A 20,110-nucleotide genomic window follows, 5' to 3' on the forward strand; every position below is an offset into this window, starting at 1 on the left:
CGGCGATCAGATTGCTACCGCACACGCTGGGTTTCGCGGCAAAGAGCGGGATTATATCCATTAAATGCGGCCTGTGCAGCCGTAAGACTGCACAGACCGACACTCTGCCGTTTTCACCGCCCTGACTAGGCGGTGACGATGCATCCCCCTTCCTTGAGGCTGTGTACGACACAGACAACCCGCACCAATCCACTGAAATTCCTGACACCGCCATGACGCAAGTGAACTTCGCGATCCACATGGGATAACAGGCTACTGACCGAACAACCGTTGGCCCGGGCCATCCCTCCCAAAATATCCCAATAAACCTGCTCAAGCCGCAAACAGGTAGCGAAGCCATTCAATCGTACGGAGCGGGACAAGGGCTGGGCCAATCCCATATCGAATTCACGAACAAACGGATCAACCCTTACATCCTTGTGCGACCCGTATCGCCCGTCTTCTTGCCTTTGATAAACCATAACGCTGACACTCCTTTGCCATCCTGGTTTCTTAAAGCGCAACTGCCTGTCGACTTATAAAAACGCAGGTGCAAAGGTATTTTCCAGCCGACTTTATGACCCTCGACGTAGGATAAGCCAACAACTTATGGCAGACCTTGGAGCTCATCCTACTCCGGACGTTTTCCCACGCAGCGAAGCGATGCCTCCTTCAGAAGCACCTACGCAATGGCGTAGGAAAGAAGAGCGCCAAGCATCCACACCACTTTTCATGCACCTGCATACGCGGATCAGCAAGTCACCCGCCTTACCGCAGCCGCGAAACTTCGGACAACCTGCGACAAATCACCGCCAAAGAGCCGCCGGACGCCCTGATTTGAGTAGCCTGCGGCTTTGCTGTTAAATAGACGACGTGTCGCCAGTGCCTATTTTTCCGGGCATGGCGCATAGGCTGATACCGGGCACGTGTCCAACGCCTCCTTATTGTCTTGAAGCGAACCGTGCGCCATCAGCTCTTCCTTGTGAGCTGTCTTAACGTGAGTTAATCAAAATGTTGAAAATCGTCCATCTGTTGATAGGCGCAGCAGCCTTGCTGCTGTCCTTCATCCCTAGCCTGCACCCTGAAGCCTTGCCTTACCTGCAACAACCTGATGCGCTGTACCTGGCCTTTTTCGGCCTGCTCAATCTCACGCTTGCACCTGTCATCCCTTACTGGAACAAAGGTCCGCGCCACCAACTGCAAAACCTGGTCAGTGTCCTGCTGGCTCTGGCGGTAGTCCTGCAGACCCTGACGCTGATCGCGCCGATGCCTGTCATCGCCGGTCAACCTGCCGTTCTGTTCAGCCTGGTCGCAGCCCTGATCGCTGTTGCCCTGCACCTGGGCATCAGCTTCTACAAATCGTCACCGGTCGCTGCCTCGCCAAGCTACGACATGAGCAACCGCGATACCGGCACCGTCAAGTGGTTCAATACGTCCAAAGGCTTCGGCTTCATTTCCCGCGACTCCGGCGACGATATCTTCGTCCACTTCCGGGCCATTCGCGGTGAAGGCCACCGCGTCCTGGTAGAAGGCCAGCGCGTGGAGTTCTCTGTCATGAATCGTGACAAGGGCCTGCAAGCCGAAGATGTGATCGCCGCACTGCCGCGCCGCTGATTCAAGGCTGAAAAAAAACCGCGCACAGCCTGTGCTGTACGCGGTTTTTTAATGCCTGCATGTTGCTTACTGCAGTTGCTTAGTAGTGCGGCGGTGGCGCTTCCTCTTCGAACGATTCGAACTGGCCGACCATTTCCTCCTGCCGCTTGAGCAACGCAGCCATTTGCAGTTGAAGACGCTCGACCACCCGCTGCTGCGCGACCAGCACATCATTCAATGCCTGGATGGTGTCATCCTGAAAGGCCAGGCGGCTTTCAAGGTCGGTAACGCGTTCTTCCAGGCTCATGGTTCAGCCCTCCAGAAACGTAAAGTCATCGGTCAATATCAGGCGCAAACGCTCGCGAATGGCGGCAATCTGCTCCGAACTGTAGGGTTTTGCCGGGTGCCTGCCCCAAACTGGCGCTGGCCAGGCGGCATCTTCGTGCTTGCGCACAATCACGTGCATGTGCAACTGGCTGACGACATTGCCCAGCGCCGCAACATTCAATTTGTCCGCATCGAACGAGTCCTTGAGCACTTGCGAAAGCGCCGTCGTCTCCTGCCAAAGCTGCAGCTGGTCTGCGACATCCAATTGAAATATCTCGCTGATAGCCTCACGACGAGGTACCAGGATGAACCAGGGGTAGTTCGAGTCGTTGGACAACAGCAACCGGCAGAGCGGAAAGTCCCCGATCGGTAACGTGTCTTGTTGAAGCCGTGGATCTAAAGCGAACACTGCGTGTACTCCCGCCGGGTCATCATTTTTCAGCTTAGCGCCCATCCAGAGGAGCGGCGCACCAAGCGACCGGACGGCAGCATACCTGTGAACGGCGCACGCTTCACGGCGAACCTTGCCCAGACGCCACGAGCACCAGCGAAAAGCTGACAGCCCGCCCCCGAATGAGACACTTTTCGACGTCGCGCACCACCACAGAACCGGTCAGCCAAAAAAAATGCCGAAATGACTGATAAACAACGAAGAGTTCGCGCCAGACACTCGATCAACAGGAATGAATTCCGCACAAGGTTAAAAATTTTTGCACCAAAAACGCACAGTGGGTCTACGCTGAATGCTTCGACATCCGCCTTTTACTCACTGGCGGGGTGAACCGGTAACATTTTTGCTTGTCAGGCAGTCGACCAGAAGGGTGCAACATGATGCGAGGCAAAGCGTCAAGCCCAAACCAGAGCGCTTGAACCCCCCGGTTTTATGAGGTTTTTACAGCGCCAGAGCGACAATTTGAAAAAACCGCAGCAAAAACTTGATTTTGTGCACGCTTGTTGCATACATACCCAACATCACCTGAGTGACACCCGCGGGAAGTGGGGGGCATTCAGGCAAAAAAGACAGTGGCAAGGTAGCCCGATGGAGATTCAAACGTTTCACCAGGACTCTTTTTACCGACACCCAGGCTCAGAAAACAGCATTAAAGTTGTCAGCCCGGTTGCGTCGGAGCTCGAAATTTGCGACATCTACCTCGCTGTTTGCGACATGGTCGTAAAGAAGGCGAAAGGTTAGATACGCAAGTATCGCCAACATTGTCGGCGTGATATAAGTTTGCGCCGACACAAAAAGAAAGAGCCGCCCAGATAATAAAACAGGTGGGACGGCAGTACTCTTCTAAAACCAAAGGAGCAAATCACGATGCGCGTGATGAAGTGGAGCATGATCGCACTGGCAGTTGCAGCAGCAGCCAGTACCCAATTGGCTACGGCCGCCCCTTTCGTAAGTGACCAGGCTGAAGCCAAAGGTATTGTTGAAGACAGCACGCTGAACTTGCTGGTTCGCAACTACTACTTCAACCGTGATAACAAAGATGGTGCCAACGACCAGAAAGACTGGACCCAAGGCATCTGGGGCAATTTCAGCTCCGGTTACACCCAGGGCCTGATCGGTGTTGGCGTTGACGCTTTCGGTTACCTGGCAATCAAACTGGACGGCGGTGATGGCACCGGCGGCACCGGCAACATGAGCCGCGACGCCGATGGCGAAGTTAACGACAGCCAGGGCAAAGCCGGCGGCGCCGTTAAATTCCGCGTATCGAAAACCGAGCTGAAAGTCGGCGACATGCAGCCAAGCACTGCTCCAGTGTTCGCTGTTGGCGGTTCCCGTATCCTTCCTCAAACTGCCAGCGGTATCCAACTGCAAAGCAGCGAAGTCAAAGACCTTGACCTCGAAGCCGGTCACTTCTACTCGGCGACCAGCCAGGACCGTAACGCTCGTGACGGCGGCCTGTTTGCAACCTACGCTGGCGTAGAAGCCAACTCCATCGACTACTTCGGTGGCAAATACGGCATCACCGACAACCTGTCGGCATCGCTGTACGGCGCCAAGCTGGAAGACATCTGGAACCAGTACTACGCCAACCTGAACTACACAATCCCGCTGGGCGGCGACGAGTCGCTGAACCTGGACGGTAACATCTACAACACCAAAGACACTGGTGATGCCAAAGCAGGCGAGATCAGCAACACTGCTTACTCCCTGGCTGCCGCTTTCTCGTTCATGAAAGCGCACACCATCACCCTCGCCTTCCAGAAGATCAACGGTGACACTCCGTTCGACTACATCGGTGTGGGCAAAAACAACCGCGGCGGCGACTCGATCTTCCTCGCCAACTCCATCCAGTACTCTGACTTCAACGCCCCTAACGAGAAGTCTGCCCAGGTTCGTTACGACCTGAAAATGGCTGAGTACGGCGTTCCAGGTCTGAGCTTCATGACCCGTTACGTGAAAGGTTGGGACATCGACGGCACCAAAGCTCCAGTTGGCGGCGCTTACGAAGGCATCTACGGTGCAGACGGCAAGCACAACGAAACCAACTTCGAAGCCAAGTACGTTGTTCAGACTGGCCCGGCAAAAGACCTGTCCTTCCGTATTCGTCAAGCATGGCACTTCGCTAACGCTGACGAAGGTGAAGGCGACGTGAAAGAGTTCCGTTTCATCGTCGACTACCCGCTGTCGGTTTTGTAATCGCATCCAGTTAGTTTGCGGTAACAAAATAAAAGGCCCATCTTCGGATGGGCCTTTTTTGTTGCCTGTGCAAATTGTTCAATTATTGAACAATCGCCCTACATGCCTGACCGAAAAATCAGACATATATGACAAGGTCAATCACTGCACTGCGGACTCCTGAACCACGCGAATAACCCGCTGTGGAAATGGAATATCGATGCCCGCCTCTCTCAGACGATCACGGGACAGTTCGTTGAACATGAACATCACATCCCAATAATCCGCAGTATTCACCCAGACACGCAGGGAAACAGTGATAGAACTGTCACCCAATGTCGAAATGACTGCCTGAGGTGCCGGGTCAGTCAATACACGCGGATCCTTGGCCAACTCCAGCAACACTTCACGGGCTTTCTGCAAGTCCGCTTCGTAATCAACGCCTACATCAAACACGACCTTGCGGGTCGGCTGACGATTGGTGTTGGTGATGATGCCGTTCGACAGATTGCCGTTGGGCAAGATGATGGTCTTGTTGTCACCGGTACGCAGTACGGTATGGAAAATCTGGATGCTGTCGACGGTGCCGGCGACACCCTGAGCCTCGATCCAGTCGCCGATACGAAATGGACGGAACAGCAAAATCAGCACACCGCCGGCGAAGTTCGCCAGGCTGCCCTGCAAGGCCAGACCAATGGCCAGACCCGCCGCACCAATCGCCGCCACGAACGAAGTGGTTTCCACACCGATCATCGAGGCCACGCTGACGATCAGCAGGATCTTGAGGATGATGTTCGCCAGGCTGCTGATAAAGCCCTGCAGCGCCAGGTCGGCGTTACGCAATGCAATCAGGCCGCCGAGCTTTTTCGTGACCTTGTTTATCAGCCACCAGCCGATGGCCAGGGTGATGACCGCCAGCAGTACACGACTGCCGTATTCCATGATCATCGGGATCCAGGTTTGGGAAACCTTGACCAGGTTGTCTACCTCAGCATTTAAGTCCATCTGCTTGCTCCTTTTTTCCGGCTATCCGGCACGCGTAAAAAAAGCGGCAGAAAGATCGAACCGCGACGGGCTCAATCGTTTCTGCCGATGCTTGGGCCTCCGACGTCGCAAATGCCAAGAGGTTCCCGCTTTCGAGGTCAGTCGCGGAAGTTGTTGAACTGCAGCGGCATACCGAACTCCTTGGCCCGCAGCACAGCAATGGCTTCTTGCAGGTCATCACGCTTCTTGCCGGTAATACGTACCTGCTCGCCCTGAATGGCCGCCTGGACCTTGAGCTTGGCATCTTTGACGTGAGCGACGATTTTCTTCGCCAGTTCCTTGTCGATGCCTTCCTTGAGGACGGCTTCCTGCTTCATCAGCTTGCCCGACGCGAAGGCATCCTTGACTTCGAGGCACTGCACGTCGATTTTGCGCTTGACCAGAGCCAGCTTGAGGATCTCAATCATCGCTTCGAGCTGGAAATCCGCTTCTGCGGTCAGGTTGACGGTCAGGTCTTTTTCCTTGAACTCGAAGCTGCCTTTGCCTTTCAGGTCATAACGACGATCGAGTTCCTTGACGGCGTTCTCGACCGCGTTGGTGACTTCGTGTTTGTCCAGTTCGGATACCACGTCGAACGACGGCATGTAATCTCTCCAAATTTAAAGGCGCACCGATGGAGCGCGCCTGGCTTGCGGTTAAAATCCGCGCTGATTATAACGGGTCTTTCCCATCATTCACTGTGAGCTGCCGATGCACGCCTTAAACAGAGCAAAAAGCTGATGTCCACCACCTGGCATGTACTCGGCGCCGGCAGCCTCGGCACTTTATGGGCGACACGCCTGGCACGGGCTGGCGTGCCGGTCAGGCTGATCCTGCGGGACACCGCGAGACTGCAGACCTATGAGGCTGCAGGCGGATTGACACTGGTGGAGCACGGCCAGGCGCAACACTACGCCGTGCCCGCCGAAACAGCGGACAGCAGCCAGCCGATCAACCGCCTGCTGGTGGCGTGCAAAGCCTACGATACCGAAAGCGCGGTGGCCCGACTGGCGTCACGCCTGGCCCCCGGCGCCGAACTGATCCTGCTGCAAAATGGCCTGGGCAGCCAGGGCGCGGTGGCCGCACAGGTTCCCCAGGCACGCTGCATCTATGCCTCGAGCACCGAAGGCGCCTTCCGCGATGGCGATTGGCGCGTGGTGTTTGCAGGACATGGCTTTACCTGGCTGGGAGATGCGAGCCATCCGGTCGCACCGATCTGGCTCGATGACTTGAGCGGGGCCGGCATCCCTCACGAGTGGAGCACCGATATTCTGACCAGGCTGTGGCGCAAGCTGGCTCTCAACTGTGCGATCAACCCGCTGACGGTGCTGCACGATTGCCGCAATGGCGGTTTGCAGCAACATCAGTGCGAAGTGGCCACCCTGTGCGGTGAACTGGTGGAGTTGCTTGAGCGTTGCGGTCAACCGGCGGCGGGCGAAAACCTGCAACAGGAAGTCGAACGGGTGATTCACGCCACCGCGGCCAACTACTCATCGATGCATCAGGACGTCACCAGCCAGCGCCGCACGGAAATCAGCTACCTGCTGGGCTACGCCTGCAAAGTAGCCGGGCGACATCAACTGAACCTGCCTCACCTCAATCAACTTCAGGCAAGGTTGATCGCTCGCCTGCAAAGCCTTGGATTGCCCAGCGACTGAGCAGCGGCTACGCTGGCCACTTGTTCCTTGTCTGCGATGAATCCGATGCCATTGCGCCAGCGCCTTGAAAACCTGCCCGTCGGCCAGAAACTGCTGGCCGCCCTGCTGGTACTGATGGTCACCGTCCTGCTGGTTGCCAACCTGACCTTTATCAGCGCCGCGTACTACATCTCCCAGGAAAGCATGGCGCCCCAGGCCCTGCAGACCATCGGCCGGCTGGTATCCAACCCGAGCCTGGCCTCCGAAGCCCTGGCGTCACCGCAAAGCGCCGAGCGCCTGCTGAATGAACTCAACAGCTATTCGCCGTTGCGCGCGGCAGCCCTGTATGACGCAAAGGGTGAGCGGTTGGCGCAATTGCAGCATGGCGACAATCTGGAGCTGCCCAAACATTTCCGGCATATCGAAGACTGGCAGGTCACCGAGTTTCGCACCAATCAAGTCATCACCTTGGCCCGCCCCGGCGCGGCACCGGGACATTTGCTGCTGGTCGCCAGCAGTGAACTGCCAGTGGCGTTCTACACCGGGACCCTGACGGCCAGCCTGGGCATTCTGATCTTCAGCGTGTTGCTGTGGCTGATCATTGCCCGCCAGATCAAGCGCCTGATCACCCGGCCGATCCACCAGCTCGAAGAGTTGTCGCGGCAGGTCACCCGTGAAGAAAACTACGCATTGCGCGCTTCACGAGGAAACCACGATGAAATCGGCAGCCTCGCCGAGGCGTTCAACACCATGCTCTCGCGGATCGAGGCCAGGGAGCAGCAACTCAAGCGGGCTCGGGACGACTCCCAGGCCGCTTACGACCAGGCCCAGGGTCTGGCGGAAGAAACCCGCCACACCAACCGCAAACTGGAGCTCGAAGTCCAGGTGCGCAGCAAGATCGAGAAAAAGCTCACCGGCTTCCAGAACTACCTCAACAGCATCATCGACTCCATGCCGTCGGCGCTGATCGCCCTCGACGAACAGCTCTACGTGACTCAATGGAACCAGGAAGCCAGCGCCCTGTCCGGCACACGCCTCGATGAAGCCCTGAACCAGCCCATCTTCCTCGCCTTCGAACCGCTCAAGCCGTTCTTGCCGCAACTCAAGGAAACGGTCGAGCAGCATACGGTGGCCAAAATCGAACGTGTCACCTGGCTCAAGGACGACGAGCCCCGCCACTACGCCCTGACTTTCTATCCGCTGATGGGCGGTGCCGGGCGTGGCGTAGTGATCCGGATCGACGACATCACCCAGCGCCTGTCCCTGGAAGAAATGATGGTGCAGTCGGAGAAAATGCTGTCGGTAGGCGGTCTTGCCGCCGGCATGGCTCACGAGATCAACAATCCGCTGGGTGCGATCCTGCACAACGTGCAAAACATTCGCCGACGCCTGTCCCCTGACCTGCCGAAAAACCTGGAAGTGGCCGAACAGGCCGGCATCGAGCTGGCGACGGTCAATCAGTATCTGAAAATCCGCGAAGTGCCACAGTTGCTCGACGGTATCCAGCAGGCCGGTGCCCGGGCCGCCAAAATCGTCACCCACATGCTCAGTTTCAGCCGTCGCAGCACCCGCCAGATGGCCCCGTGCGATCTGCCCGCCCTGATTGATCAGGCGGTGGAAATCGCCGGCAACGATTTCGACCTGGCGATCGGCTTCGACTTCAAGGGTCAGGCCATCATTCGTCAGTTCGACCCGGCGCTGGGCCCGGTCCCCGGCACCGCCAACGAGCTGGAACAAGTACTGCTCAACCTGTTGAAAAACGCTGCGCAAGCCATTCACCAGCGCGAGGACGACAGCGAGCCGGGGCGGATCATTCTGCGCACCCGGCTGAACCCGCCATGGGCGGAGATCCAGGTCGAGGACAACGGCATCGGCATGAGTGAAAGCGTGCGCAAACGGACCTTCGAACCCTTCTTCACCACCAAGGAAATCGGTCAGGGCACCGGACTTGGGCTGTCGGTGTCGTACTTCATCATCACCAATAACCACAAGGGGCAGATGGAAGTGCAATCGACCCTGGGCCAAGGCACTTGCTTCACCTTGCGCCTGCCCCTGGCGAGCACGCCACCTGTCGCGCAAGAACTCAATCTGCTATCGAGGTAACCATGGGCTTTCGTCTGTCGAAGATTTACACCCGCACTGGCGACAAAGGCGAGACCGGGCTGGGCGATGGCCGTCGCGTCCCCAAGGATCACCCGCGGATCGAGGCCATTGGCGAAGTCGATACGCTCAACAGTCAGGTGGGCGTGTTGCTGTCCGGGCTGGCGGCACAAACGGACACTTTTGCCGGCTTGCAGGAAGTGATCGAGGTTTTGGCGCCCTGCCAGCATCGATTGTTTGATCTGGGCGGTGAGCTGGCAATGCCGGTGTATCAGGCGTTGAATGCGGCGGAAATCGAGCGCCTGGAAGCGGCGATCGATGTGTGGAATGAAGAATTGGGGCCGCTGGAAAACTTCATCTTGCCCGGCGGTTCGGCGCTGATTGCCCAAGCCCATGTCTGCCGTAGCCTGGCGCGCAGTGCCGAGCGGCGGTGTCAGCAATTGAATGCGATTGAGCCGTTGGCCGGGGTTGGTCTGGCGTACATCAATCGGTTGTCGGATTTGTTGTTTGTCGCAGCACGGCTGATTGCCAAGCGTCAGGGGATTGCCGAGATTCTTTGGCAACCGGCGGCGAAACCTGAGGTTTAGCCGGCGCCTGTCAGGGCCCCTTCGCGGGCAAGCCCGCTCCCACAGGTTTTGTGTGCGCCACAAATCCACTGTGGGAGCGGGCTTGCCCGCGAAAGGGCCAGCAAGAGCGCTACAAAATCAGGCCTCAGGCCAGAATGCCCGAATCCCCGCCACACCCTGCGCGCCGGCCGCCCAGGCTTTCTCGACCTCGGCCGGGCCAACGCCACCCAGCAGGAACACCGGCTTGCTGAAGCCCTCGATCAAGCTCGACGCCTGCTCCCAACCCAACGGCTCTGCGCCTGGGTGAGTCAGGGTGGGTTGCACCGGCGACAGGGTCACGAAATCCACCCCCATCTGTTCGGCCAGCGCCAGCTCTTCAGCGTTATGGCACGACGCCGCCAGCCAGCGCGATGCCGGTAGCGGTCGGCCAGCCGCTGCGTATTTGCGCAATTGCGCCGAAGTGATGTGCCAACCCGCGGACGGGAAGTCGCCCAACCATTCGAACGGCCCCTTGAGCATCAATTGTGCCTTGCCGGCACACAGGCCCACCGCATCGACAGCCAGGTCGCGATACTTGGGATCGTAACCGTTCGGTGCGCGCAACTGGATCAGCTTGATGCCACCGGCAATGGCCTTCTGGATACCACGCAACAACGCCGGGGTTTCCAGATCTTCCGGGGTAATCAGGTACTGCGATGACAATCGGGCCGCCGCGACGATCGGCTGATTGGCCGCCGGGAACTCGTAACCCGGCAGATCGCGGGGCGACACCCAGGCCAGCGGTTGGCCTTCGGCGCCGTGGGGCTCGCCGCTAAACGCCGAGACCTCCCAGACATCCAGCAACACCTGCTTGTCCGGATAATCATGCCGGACCTTGATCAGCGGGCGCGCCGCGTCGACCACGATGCCCAGCTCTTCATGGAGCTCACGGGCCAGTGCGGTTTCGACCGACTCGTCGGCCTCGACCTTGCCCCCGGGAAACTCCCACAGGCCACCCTGGTGCTGCGAATCGGCACGGCGGGCGATCAGGATCTGGCCACTGCCATCGCGGATGACGGCGGCGGCGACATGGACTCGCTTCACTTTTCCAACTCCTCCAGTCCGGCCTTCTGCCAGGCCTTGAACGCCGGCCATTGGTAGAGGGTTTCAACATAGGCTTCGTCAGCCGCGGACAGTTTCACCCGATAGGTGCGCAGACGCACGGCGATGGGTGCAAAGAACGCGTCGGCCAACGTGATGCGGCCAAACAGGTACGGACCGCTCTCGGTCGCCGCGGCACGACACTCGGCCCACAGCGCCGACATGCGCTCGATGTCCGCCTGGACATCGGCCGGGACCGGCGACAGCGCTGCGTCATGGCTGAGGTCGAACGGCATGTTGCCGCGCATGGCGAAAAAGCCACTGTGCATCTGCGCGCACGCCGAACGCGCCTGGGCACGGGCGGCGGTGTCTTTGGGCCACAGGTTCGCATCGGGGAACCGTTCTGCCAGGTATTCGGCAATCGCCAGGGAGTCGGCGATGGTGCCGTGTTCGGTCTTCAGCAGCGGGACCTTGGCGGTCGGCGAATGCTTGAGCAGGCGCTCGCGGGTGTCCGGCTGGTTCAGCTTGATCAGTTCTTCGGTGTAGGAGGCGCCAGCCAGATCGAGGGCCAGAGCGCCGCGCAGGGACCAGGAGGAATGCAGTTTGTCGCCGATGATCAGGTGCAGGCTCATGTTCGGGACCTTTTGATGGGGGGGACAGGCCAAAATCTCTAGCGTCTGGTCGTCAGCCTTCGCGAGCAAGCCCGCTCCCACAGTGTCACCATTGAACCCTGTGGGAGCGGGCTTGCTCGCGAATGGAGCGACTCGGTCTTAAGTACGGTACTCGGCGTTGATCTTCACGTACTCGTGGGACAGGTCGGTGGTCCAGATGGTTTCGCTGCAATCGCCACGACCCAGTTCGATACGAATGGTGATTTCTTCCTGCTGCATCACCGCCGCGCCCTGGGCTTCGGTGTAGGTCGCGGCGCGCGCGCCACGGCTGGCAATGCACACGTCGCCGAGGAACACGTCGATCTTGCTGACGTCCAGGTTCGGCACACCGGCACGGCCAACGGCGGCCAGGATACGGCCCCAGTTCGGGTCGGAAGCAAACAACGCCGTCTTGATCAGCGGCGAGTGAGCCACGGTGTAACCAACGTCCAGGCATTCCTGGTGATTGCCGCCGCCGTTGACTTCAACGGTCACGAATTTGGTCGCGCCTTCGCCGTCGCGAACGATGGCCTGGGCCACGTCCATGCACACTTCAAACACCGCCTGCTTCAACTTGGCGAACAACTCGCCCTCGGCGCGGGTGATTTCCGGCAGCGCAGCCTGCCCTGTGGCAATCAGCATGCAGCAGTCGTTGGTCGACGTATCGCCATCGATGGTGATGCGGTTGAACGACTTGTTGGCGCCATCGAGCATCAGGTTTTGCAACACATCGCGGGAGACTTTGGCGTCGGTCGCGATGTAGCCGAGCATGGTCGCCATGTTCGGGCGAATCATGCCGGCGCCTTTGCTGATACCGGTCACGGTGACGGTCACGCCGTCGTGCTGGAACTGACGGCTGGCACCTTTGGGCAGGGTGTCGGTGGTCATGATGCCGGTGGCGGCAGCTTCCCAGTTGTGGATCGACAGGTCGTCAAGGGCCGCTTGCAGCGCGCTTTCGATTTTCTCCACAGGCAACGGTTCGCCGATCACACCGGTGGAGTACGGCAGCACCTGGCTGGCATCGACGCCAGTCAGCTCGGCCAGTTTGGCGCAAGTGCGCTCGGCGGCGGCCAGGCCTGGCTCGCCGGTACCGGCGTTGGCATTGCCAGTGTTGGTCAGCAGGTAACGCACAGGGCCTTGTACGCGTTGCTTGGCCAGGATCACCGGGGCGGCGCAAAAGGCGTTCAGGGTGAACACGCCGGCTACCGTGGAGCCTTCAACACAGCGCATGACCACAACATCCTTGCGCCCCGGGCGCTTGATGCCAGCCGAGGCGATACCGAGTTCAAAACCGGCAACCGGGTGCAACGTTGGCAAAGGACCAAGACCAACAGCCATGAATGCGCTCCTTTATAAATGATGTCAGCACCGCTTCAGGAAGACGGTGGTTCGAATGGTAAAACGCCGCGACGGCAGAAGCCGGTCGCGGCGCGGGTATTTCAGCGATTGAAACGGGTTTTACTGGATCTGCCCGTGGCAATGCTTGAACTTCTTGCCCGAACCGCAGTAGCACAGCTCATTGCGACCCAGCTTATGCTCGCTGCGAACCGGGGCAGCGGCGAGCGCCACATCGACCTCTTCGCCCAGCACTTCCGGTTGCTCCAGGCCTGGAGCTTCTTCATGCAGGAACTGCATGCGAGCGGCCAATGCCTCGGCTTCCTGACGCAGGCGCTGCTCTTCTTCGATCGGGTCTTCGCGGCGAACCTGAACGTGGGACAGCACACGGATCGAGTCGCGCTTGATCGAATCCAGCAACTCGGAGAACAGGGTGAACGACTCGCGCTTGTACTCCTGCTTCGGGTTCTTCTGGGCATAACCACGCAAGTGGATGCCGTGGCGCAGGTGATCCATGGTCGACAGGTGGTCTTTCCACAGGTCGTCCAGAACGCGCAGAACGATTTGCTTCTCGAAAGTGCGCAGCGCTTCGGCGCCCGCCTGGTCTTCTTTCTCGTTGTACGCCGCGACGAGCTCGTTCATGAGCTTCTCGCGCAGGGTTTCTTCGTACAGGTGATCGTCTTCGTCGAGCCATTGCTGGATCGGCAGCGTCACACCGAAGTCGCTCTGCAACGCAGCTTCCAGACCGGCCACGTCCCACTGTTCAGGCAGCGACTGCGGAGGAATGTGTGCGCTGACGGTAGCGTCGAGCACGTCCTGACGGAAGTCAGTGATGGTCTCGCCGATGTTGTCGGCGGCCAGCAACGTGTTACGCATGTGATAGATCACTTTACGCTGTTCGTTGTTGACGTCGTCGAACTCGAGCAGTTGCTTGCGGATGTCGAAGTTGCGGCCTTCGACCTTGCGCTGGGCCTTTTCAATGGCGTTGGTCACCATGCGGTGCTCGATCGCCTCGCCAGGCTGCATGCCCAGGGCCTTCATGAAGTTCTTCACCCGGTCAGAGGCGAAGATGCGCATCAGGCTGTCTTCCAGCGACAGGTAGAAACGGCTGGAACCGGCGTCGCCCTGACGACCGGCACGACCACGCAGCTGGTTGTCGATACGGCGCGATTCGTGACGCTCGGATGCAATCACCTGCAAACCACCCGATTCGAGCACTTGCTGGTGACGCTTCTGCCAGTCGGCCTTGATCTGGGCAATCTGCTCAGGGGTCGGGTTTTCCAGGGAAGCCACTTCCACTTCCCAGTTACCGCCCAACAGGATGTCGGTACCACGACCGGCCATGTTGGTGGCGATGGTCAGTGCGCCCGGGCGACCGGCCTGGGCAATGATCTCGGCTTCCTTTTCGTGGAACTTGGCGTTCAGAACCTTGTGTTCGATGCCTTCCTTCACGAGCAGGCTGGACATGTGCTCGGAGGTTTCGATGGTGGCGGTACCCACCAGCACCGGACGACCGGCGGCCATACTTTCCTTGATGTCGGCCACGATTGCCGCGTATTTCTCGTCGGCGGTCAGGAACACCAGGTCATTGTAGTCTTTACGCGCCAGCGGCTTGTTCGGCGGAATCACCATGACCTGCAGGCCATAGATCTGGTGGAACTCGAACGCTTCGGTGTCGGCCGTACCGGTCATGCCGGACAGTTTGTTGTACAGACGGAAGTAGTTCTGGAAGGTGGTCGATGCCAGCGTCTGGCTTTCGGCCTGGATGTTCAGGTTTTCCTTGGCTTCGATGGCCTGGTGCAGGCCTTCGGACAAGCGGCGACCCGGCATGGTACGGCCGGTGTGCTCGTCGACCAGTACGACCTGACCGTCCTGCACGATGTATTCGACGTTGCGATGGAACAGCTTGTGCGCACGCAGGCCGGCGTAGACGTGAGTCAGCAGGCTCAGGTTGTGCGCCGAGTACAGGCTTTCGCCTTCAGCCAGCAGGCCGATGCGGGTCAGCGTTTCTTCGACGTACTGGTGACCGGCTTCGTTGAGTTCGACCTGACGGGTCTTCTCGTCGACGGTGAAGTGACCGGCCTGGGTCACTTCGCCTTCGACTTCTTCAACGTGCAGCTTGAGCTGCGGGATCAGCTTGTTGACCTCGATGTACAGCTTGGAGCTGTCCTCGGCCTGACCGGAGATGATCAGCGGCGTACGGGCCTCGTCGATGAGGATGGAGTCGACTTCGTCGATCACGGCAAAATTGAGTTCGCGCTGGAATTTTTCTTCCATGCTGAACGCCATGTTGTCGCGCAGGTAATCGAACCCGAATTCGTTGTTGGTGCCGTAGGTGATGTCGGCGGCGTAGGCAGCACGCTTCTCTTCCGGCGGCTGGAACGGCGTGACAACGCCGACCGTCAGGCCGAGGAATTCATACAGCGGGCGCATCCAGTTGGCGTCACGGCGGGCCAGGTAGTCGTTCACCGTCACAACGTGCACGCCGTTGCCGGACAGCGCGTTGAGGTAAACGCCCAGTGTTGCCACCAGGGTCTTGCCTTCACCGGTACGCATTTCCGCGATCATGCCTTCATGCAAGGTCATGCCGCCGATCAGCTGGACATCGAAGTGGCGCATGCCCATGACACGCTTGCCGGCTTCACGGGCGACCGCAAAGGCTTCTGGCAGGAGCTTGTCGAGGGACTCCCCTTTGGCGATACGGGCCTTGAACTCGCTGGTCTTGGCACGCAATTGATCGTCCGAAAGGGCCACCATTTGCTCTTCGAAGGCATTGACGAGTTGCACCGTCTTGAGCATGCGTTTGACTTCACGCTCGTTCTTGCTTCCAAAAAGTTTCTTTAACAAAGGCGCAAACATATCGGCAGGATCTTCCACACTAAAGGGATGGAGGGCGGCCCCGTGAGTCGCCCGTGCAGCCCTCATGGCCGCATGCGAACGAGCATTCTACCCGGAAACGGTGGTGAGGAAAGTGGCGATATTCCACGATGCTGGCACAGCGCTTTGACGGGGCTCAGTTAAAATAGGGGCGTTTTGCTCAATTTCAAGCCGTTCAAGGCAGAAGTTAGTTGTTGATTTAATGGGTAAAGCGCCCACAAAAGCAATGGGCGGGCGCATCCGGTGCTTTCTGCTACCATGGCGGCTCTGTTACTTCAGGTGTCTGATCATGGCATTTCGCCCACTTACGGCCAAAGTACCCGCCGTTCTACTACGCGAAGCCAAGCCGCTGAAAGCCATTCTCGGCCACGCTCAACGCCTGGGTCATTTGCAACGTTTGCTCGAAAGCCAATTGCAACCCGCCGCTCGCGAGCATTGCCACGTGGCGTCCTGGCGTGAAGGCAGTTTGTTGCTGATTGTCACCGACGGTCATTGGGCAACCCGCCTGCGCTACCAGCAGAAGCGCCTGCAACGGCAACTGCAACTGTTCGACGAGTTTGCCAACCTGACGCGAATCCTGTTCAAGGTGCAGCCACCTACCGTCCAGCGGGGCGCGGCCGGGCACACCATGGATCTGTCGGACGATGCTGCGGCAACCATACAGGCCACGGCCGACGGGATCAGCGACCCGAATCTGCGGGCAGCGCTGGAGCGACTGGCGGCGCACGCCAAGACCAAATCCTGACACAGAAACCCTGTGGGAGCGGGCTTGCTCGCGAATGGGTTTATCAATCGACATTTTCGTTGAATGACACACCGCATTCGCGAGCAAGCCCGCTCCCACATTGACTGTGTTCGCTCAGGCTAGCGGCGTTTGCTGCCACCCAGCAACGAGCCCATCAAGCCGCGCACCAACTGTCGGCCAAGCTGGTTCGCCGCCTGTTGCATCGCCGATTTCAGCGCCTTCCCTGCTGCTGTACCGAGGAACTCACCCGCCTGTTCGGTGAAACTCGGTTCCTGTTTGCCCTGCTCCGCTTCGGGCTCGGGCGCCAGGCCCTTGCGCCCCATCAGCACTTCATAGGCCGATTCGCGGTCAATCGGCTTGTCATAGCGACCCTGCAACGACGAACCGGCAATCAGCGCCGTACGCTCGGCACCGGTCAAAGGCCCGATCCGCGATTGCGGCGGCGCGACCAGCACTCGCTGGACCATTTCCGGGGTGCCTTTTTCCTGCAGCGTGCCGACAAGCGCCTCGCCGATCCCGAGTTCGGTCAACACCGACAACGCATCGAACGCCGGATTCGGCCGGAAACCTTCGGCCACTGCGCGCAGGGACTTTTGCTCCTTGGCGGTAAACGCACGCAGACCGTGCTGGATGCGCAAACCCAACTGAGCCAGCACATCATCCGGCAGGTCACCCGGCGACTGGGTGACGAAATACACACCCACGCCTTTTGAACGAATCAGCCTCACGACTTGTTCCAGGCGATCACGCAATGCCTGGGGCGTGCCGTTGAACAACAAGTGGGCCTCGTCGAAGAACAGCGCCAGCAATGGTTTGTCGGCATCGCCACGCTCCGGCAGTTGCTCGAACAGCTCGGCCAGCAGCCACAGCAGGAACGTCGCGTAGACTTTCGGCGCTTCATGCACCAGACGGCTGGCATCCAGCAAATGAATGCGCCCGCGGCCATCGGCCGTCGGTTGGAGGATGTCTTCGAGTTGCAGCGCCGGCTCGCCGAACAAGGCATCGGCGCCCTGTTGCTCCAGGGTCGCCAGACGTCGCAGCAGCGCCTGGCTCGAGCCGGTGGTCATCAATGCCGCATCGTCGCCCAGCAACTCGGGGTTGTCCCGCAGGTGATTGAGCAACGCCTTCAGATCCTTGAGATCGAGCAACAACAGGCCTTCGCGGTCCGCCACCTTGAACGCCGCGTACAGCGCCGACTGCTGACTGTCGGTCAGTTCCAGCAGGCTGCCCAACAGCAGCGGCCCCATTTCACTCAAGGTTGTGCGTAAAGGATGACCGGACTGACCCTGTACGTCCCACAACGTCACCGGATAAGCCTGAGGCTTGTGGTTGAGCCACGGCATCCCGGCAATCCGCTCGGCGACCTTGCCCTGGGGGTTGCCCGCGGCGCCAAGGCCGCACAGGTCACCCTTGATGTCGGCGGCGAACACCGCCACGCCGGCATCGCTGAAAGCTTCGGCCATTCGTTGCAACGTCACGGTTTTTCCGGTGCCGGTCGCGCCCGCGATCAAACCGTGGCGATTGGCCAGGCGCATAGCCTGGGCAATCGGCTGCCCTTTGAGGTCGGCGCCGATAACGAGTTGCAGTGAGTCAGGCATTTGGTCACCCATGATTAATCTTTGGTCCTACACGGCCGATAGAGATAACGACAAAGCAGTCAGACACGATCTGGTAGGAAATTTCCCTAAGGAGAGTCGGAAAATTCAATTGCTTTTAACCTTGCCCGTCGTGCGTCCCTTTATAAAAGCACGCGCTGGACATTAAGACCTTAGCGGAACCCCAAGCCATGAACAAAAATCTGCGTTTCAGCCATAAAATCCTGCTTGCCGCCGCCCTCATTGTTATTGCCGCCTTCGCCTCATTCACGCTGTACAACGACTATTTGCAGCGCAATGCCATCCGCGAAGACCTCGATAACTATCTCAACGAGATGGGTGACGTCACCGCCAACAACATCCAGACCTGGCTGGCCGGGCGTATTTTGCTGATCGAGAACCTCTCGCAAAACATCGCCATCAACCCCGAACAAGCCAATGTCGCCAGCCTGCTTGAGCAGAAAACCCTGACGTCGACTTTCATGGCGTCCTACCTGGGTGATGCCACCGGACACTTCACCATTCGTCCGGACGCGAAGATGCCCGACGGTTTCGATCCGCGTGTTCGCCCCTGGTACAAAGGCGCTGAAAACAGCAGCACGCCGACCCTGACCGAACCCTACATCGATGCGGCAACCGGTCAACTGATCATCTCGATGGCCACGGCTTCGAAAAAAGCCGGACAGAGCGTTGGTGTGGTGGGTGGCGACCTGAGCCTGCAAACCCTGATCGCGACCCTCAGCGCCCGCGACTTCGATGGCATGGGTTACGCGTTTCTGGTCAGCGCCGACGGCAAGATCCTGGTTCACCCGGACAAAGCGCTGGTGATGAAGTCCCTGAGCGAGGCGTATCCGAAAGACACCCCGCGCATCGGCAACGGCTTCAGCGAAGTGGACGTCGACGGCAAGACCCGCATTGTCAGCTTTACCCCGATCAAGGGCTTGCCATCGGTCAACTGGTACATCGGTCTGTCGGTCGACAAGGAAAAAGCCTACTCGATGCTCAGCGAGTTCCGCACCTCGGCTGTGGTTGCAACCATCATTGCCGTGGCCATCATCATCGCCCTGCTCGGCATGTTGATTCGCATCCTGATCCAGCCGTTGCACGTCATGACCCGCGCCATGGCCGACATCGCCGACGGCGAAGGTGACCTGACCAAACGCCTGACCATCCAGAACAATGACGAATTCGGCACCCTCGGCACTGCGTTCAACCGTTTCGTCGAGCGCATTCACGGCTCGATCCGCGAAGTGTCCTCGGCCACCGGGCAAGTCAACGAAGTGGCGTTGCGCGTGGTCGCGGCCTCCAACTCGTCGATGTTCAACTCCGACCAGCAAGCCTCGCGCACCAGCAGTGTCGCGGCCGCCATTAATCAGCTCGGCGCCGCCGCGCAGGAAATCGCCCGCAACGCCGCTCAGGCTTCGAGCCAGGCCAGCGATGCCCGCAGCCTGGCCGAAGACGGCCAGCAAGTGGTGGACCGCAGCATCGTGGCGATGAATCAACTGTCGAGCATGCTCAGCGCCTCGAGCACCAATATCGAATCGCTCAACAGCAAAACCGTGAACATCGGGCAGATTCTCGAAGTGATCACCAGCATTTCCCAGCAAACCAACTTGCTCGCACTCAATGCCGCGATTGAAGCCGCCCGCGCCGGTGAAGCCGGTCGAGGTTTTGCCGTGGTGGCGGATGAGGTGCGCAACCTGGCACACCGCACGCAGGAATCGGCGCAACAGGTGCAAACCATGATCGAGGAACTGCAAGTCGGCGCCCGGGAATCGGTGAGCACCATGAGTGACAGTCAGCGCCACAGCCAGGACAGTGTGGAAATCGCCAACCTCGCGGGCGAACGCCTGAACAGCGTGACCTTGCGTATCGGGGAAATCGACGGCATGAACCAGTCGGTGGCCACCGCGACCGAAGAACAGACCGCCGTGGTGGAGTCGATCAACGTCGACATCACCGAGATCAACACGCTGA

General features: G+C 59.2%; 17 protein-coding genes and 1 pseudogene. 8 read left to right on the top strand and 10 right to left on the bottom strand.

The genetic code is table 11. The features are described from left to right. Window positions 1–125: 125 nt before the first annotated feature. Window positions 126–461: a ribbon-helix-helix domain-containing protein gene (locus AC3WN7_RS26105; protein ID WP_095965393.1), complete on the bottom strand. Its 336-nt coding sequence runs from the start codon at window positions 459–461 to the stop codon at window positions 126–128. Between the two features lie 529 nt (window positions 462–990). Between AC3WN7_RS26105 and AC3WN7_RS26110 the strand changes: the two genes are divergently transcribed. Continuing rightward, window positions 991–1,593 carry a cold-shock protein gene (locus tag AC3WN7_RS26110; RefSeq protein WP_095965394.1) on the top strand — a complete coding sequence of 201 codons (603 nt, stop codon included), beginning with the start codon at window positions 991–993 and terminating at the stop codon, window positions 1,591–1,593. 79 nt (window positions 1,594–1,672) lie between these two features. Here the strand turns inward: AC3WN7_RS26110 and AC3WN7_RS26115 are convergent, their stop codons facing one another. Continuing rightward, complete coding sequence (locus tag AC3WN7_RS26115; RefSeq protein ID WP_007977339.1) at window positions 1,673–1,879, bottom strand: SlyX family protein; 207 nt, start codon at window positions 1,877–1,879, stop codon at window positions 1,673–1,675. A 3-nt stretch (window positions 1,880–1,882) separates the two neighbouring features. After that, the gene (locus tag AC3WN7_RS26120; RefSeq protein WP_102675663.1) at window positions 1,883–2,308 is read right to left on the bottom strand and encodes an HIT domain-containing protein; all 426 of its coding nucleotides are present in this window, start codon (window positions 2,306–2,308) and stop codon (window positions 1,883–1,885) included. Between the two features lie 909 nt (window positions 2,309–3,217). Between AC3WN7_RS26120 and AC3WN7_RS26125 the strand changes: the two genes are divergently transcribed. After that, window positions 3,218–4,546, top strand: coding sequence for an OprD family porin (locus tag AC3WN7_RS26125; protein ID WP_095965396.1), 1,329 nt, complete (start codon window positions 3,218–3,220; stop codon window positions 4,544–4,546). Between the two features lie 141 nt (window positions 4,547–4,687). Here AC3WN7_RS26125 and AC3WN7_RS26130 read toward each other — a convergent pair whose 3' ends face one another. Then, complete coding sequence (locus tag AC3WN7_RS26130) at window positions 4,688–5,530, bottom strand: mechanosensitive ion channel family protein (RefSeq protein WP_095965397.1); 843 nt, start codon at window positions 5,528–5,530, stop codon at window positions 4,688–4,690. Between the two features lie 137 nt (window positions 5,531–5,667). Then, window positions 5,668–6,153 carry a YajQ family cyclic di-GMP-binding protein gene (locus AC3WN7_RS26135; protein WP_007977344.1) on the bottom strand — a complete coding sequence of 162 codons (486 nt, stop codon included), beginning with the start codon at window positions 6,151–6,153 and terminating at the stop codon, window positions 5,668–5,670. Window positions 6,154–6,288: 135 nt separating this feature from the next. Between AC3WN7_RS26135 and AC3WN7_RS26140 the strand changes: the two genes are divergently transcribed. Genes AC3WN7_RS26140 through AC3WN7_RS26150 form a run of 3 tightly spaced genes read left to right on the top strand, consistent with a single transcriptional unit; the run spans window position 6,289 to window position 9,872 of the window. After that, a complete protein-coding gene (locus AC3WN7_RS26140) occupies window positions 6,289–7,206 on the top strand; it encodes a putative 2-dehydropantoate 2-reductase (protein ID WP_102675661.1) in 918 nt (305 codons plus the stop codon). 45 nt (window positions 7,207–7,251) lie between these two features. Next, complete coding sequence (locus tag AC3WN7_RS26145; RefSeq protein ID WP_015096609.1) at window positions 7,252–9,288, top strand: sensor histidine kinase; 2,037 nt, start codon at window positions 7,252–7,254, stop codon at window positions 9,286–9,288. A gap of 2 nt (window positions 9,289–9,290) precedes the next feature. Next, complete coding sequence (locus tag AC3WN7_RS26150; RefSeq protein ID WP_102675662.1) at window positions 9,291–9,872, top strand: cob(I)yrinic acid a,c-diamide adenosyltransferase; 582 nt, start codon at window positions 9,291–9,293, stop codon at window positions 9,870–9,872. A gap of 117 nt (window positions 9,873–9,989) precedes the next feature. Here the strand turns inward: AC3WN7_RS26150 and AC3WN7_RS26155 are convergent, their stop codons facing one another. From AC3WN7_RS26155 to secA, 4 genes are all read right to left on the bottom strand, one after another. Continuing rightward, complete coding sequence (locus AC3WN7_RS26155) at window positions 9,990–10,934, bottom strand: Nudix family hydrolase (RefSeq protein ID WP_015096611.1); 945 nt, start codon at window positions 10,932–10,934, stop codon at window positions 9,990–9,992. Next, window positions 10,931–11,563, bottom strand: coding sequence for a glutathione S-transferase family protein (locus AC3WN7_RS26160; RefSeq protein WP_015096612.1), 633 nt, complete (start codon window positions 11,561–11,563; stop codon window positions 10,931–10,933). Before AC3WN7_RS26160 ends, AC3WN7_RS26155 begins: the two co-directional genes overlap by 4 nt. A gap of 138 nt (window positions 11,564–11,701) precedes the next feature. After that, window positions 11,702–12,919 carry a bifunctional glutamate N-acetyltransferase/amino-acid acetyltransferase ArgJ gene (argJ, locus tag AC3WN7_RS26165; RefSeq protein ID WP_095965402.1) on the bottom strand — a complete coding sequence of 406 codons (1,218 nt, stop codon included), beginning with the start codon at window positions 12,917–12,919 and terminating at the stop codon, window positions 11,702–11,704. Between the two features lie 120 nt (window positions 12,920–13,039). Beyond that, on the bottom strand, window positions 13,040–15,775 hold the full coding sequence (gene secA, locus AC3WN7_RS26170; protein WP_095965403.1) for a preprotein translocase subunit SecA: 2,736 nt from the start codon (window positions 15,773–15,775) through the stop codon (window positions 13,040–13,042). Window positions 15,776–16,082: 307 nt separating this feature from the next. On the opposite strand from secA, the gene AC3WN7_RS26175 reads away from it, so the two are divergent. After that, window positions 16,083–16,538, top strand: coding sequence for a DUF721 domain-containing protein (locus AC3WN7_RS26175; RefSeq protein ID WP_095965404.1), 456 nt, complete (start codon window positions 16,083–16,085; stop codon window positions 16,536–16,538). Window positions 16,539–16,657: 119 nt separating this feature from the next. Here AC3WN7_RS26175 and AC3WN7_RS26180 read toward each other — a convergent pair whose 3' ends face one another. Beyond that, window positions 16,658–18,136: a helicase HerA-like domain-containing protein gene (locus AC3WN7_RS26180; RefSeq protein ID WP_102675829.1), complete on the bottom strand. Its 1,479-nt coding sequence runs from the start codon at window positions 18,134–18,136 to the stop codon at window positions 16,658–16,660. Window positions 18,137–18,468: 332 nt separating this feature from the next. Between AC3WN7_RS26180 and AC3WN7_RS26185 the strand changes: the two are divergent. Together AC3WN7_RS26185 and AC3WN7_RS26190 are read left to right on the top strand one after the other, a co-directional pair. After that, window positions 18,469–19,308 (top strand): annotated as a pseudogene (locus AC3WN7_RS26185) (HAMP domain-containing protein); the annotation flags it as partial. Window positions 19,309–19,449: 141 nt separating this feature from the next. Beyond that, the coding region (locus AC3WN7_RS26190; protein ID WP_492575409.1) for a methyl-accepting chemotaxis protein at window positions 19,450–20,110 on the top strand (661 nt) is incomplete at its 3' end.

The organism is Pseudomonas sp. FW305-70 (genome assembly GCF_058783925.1).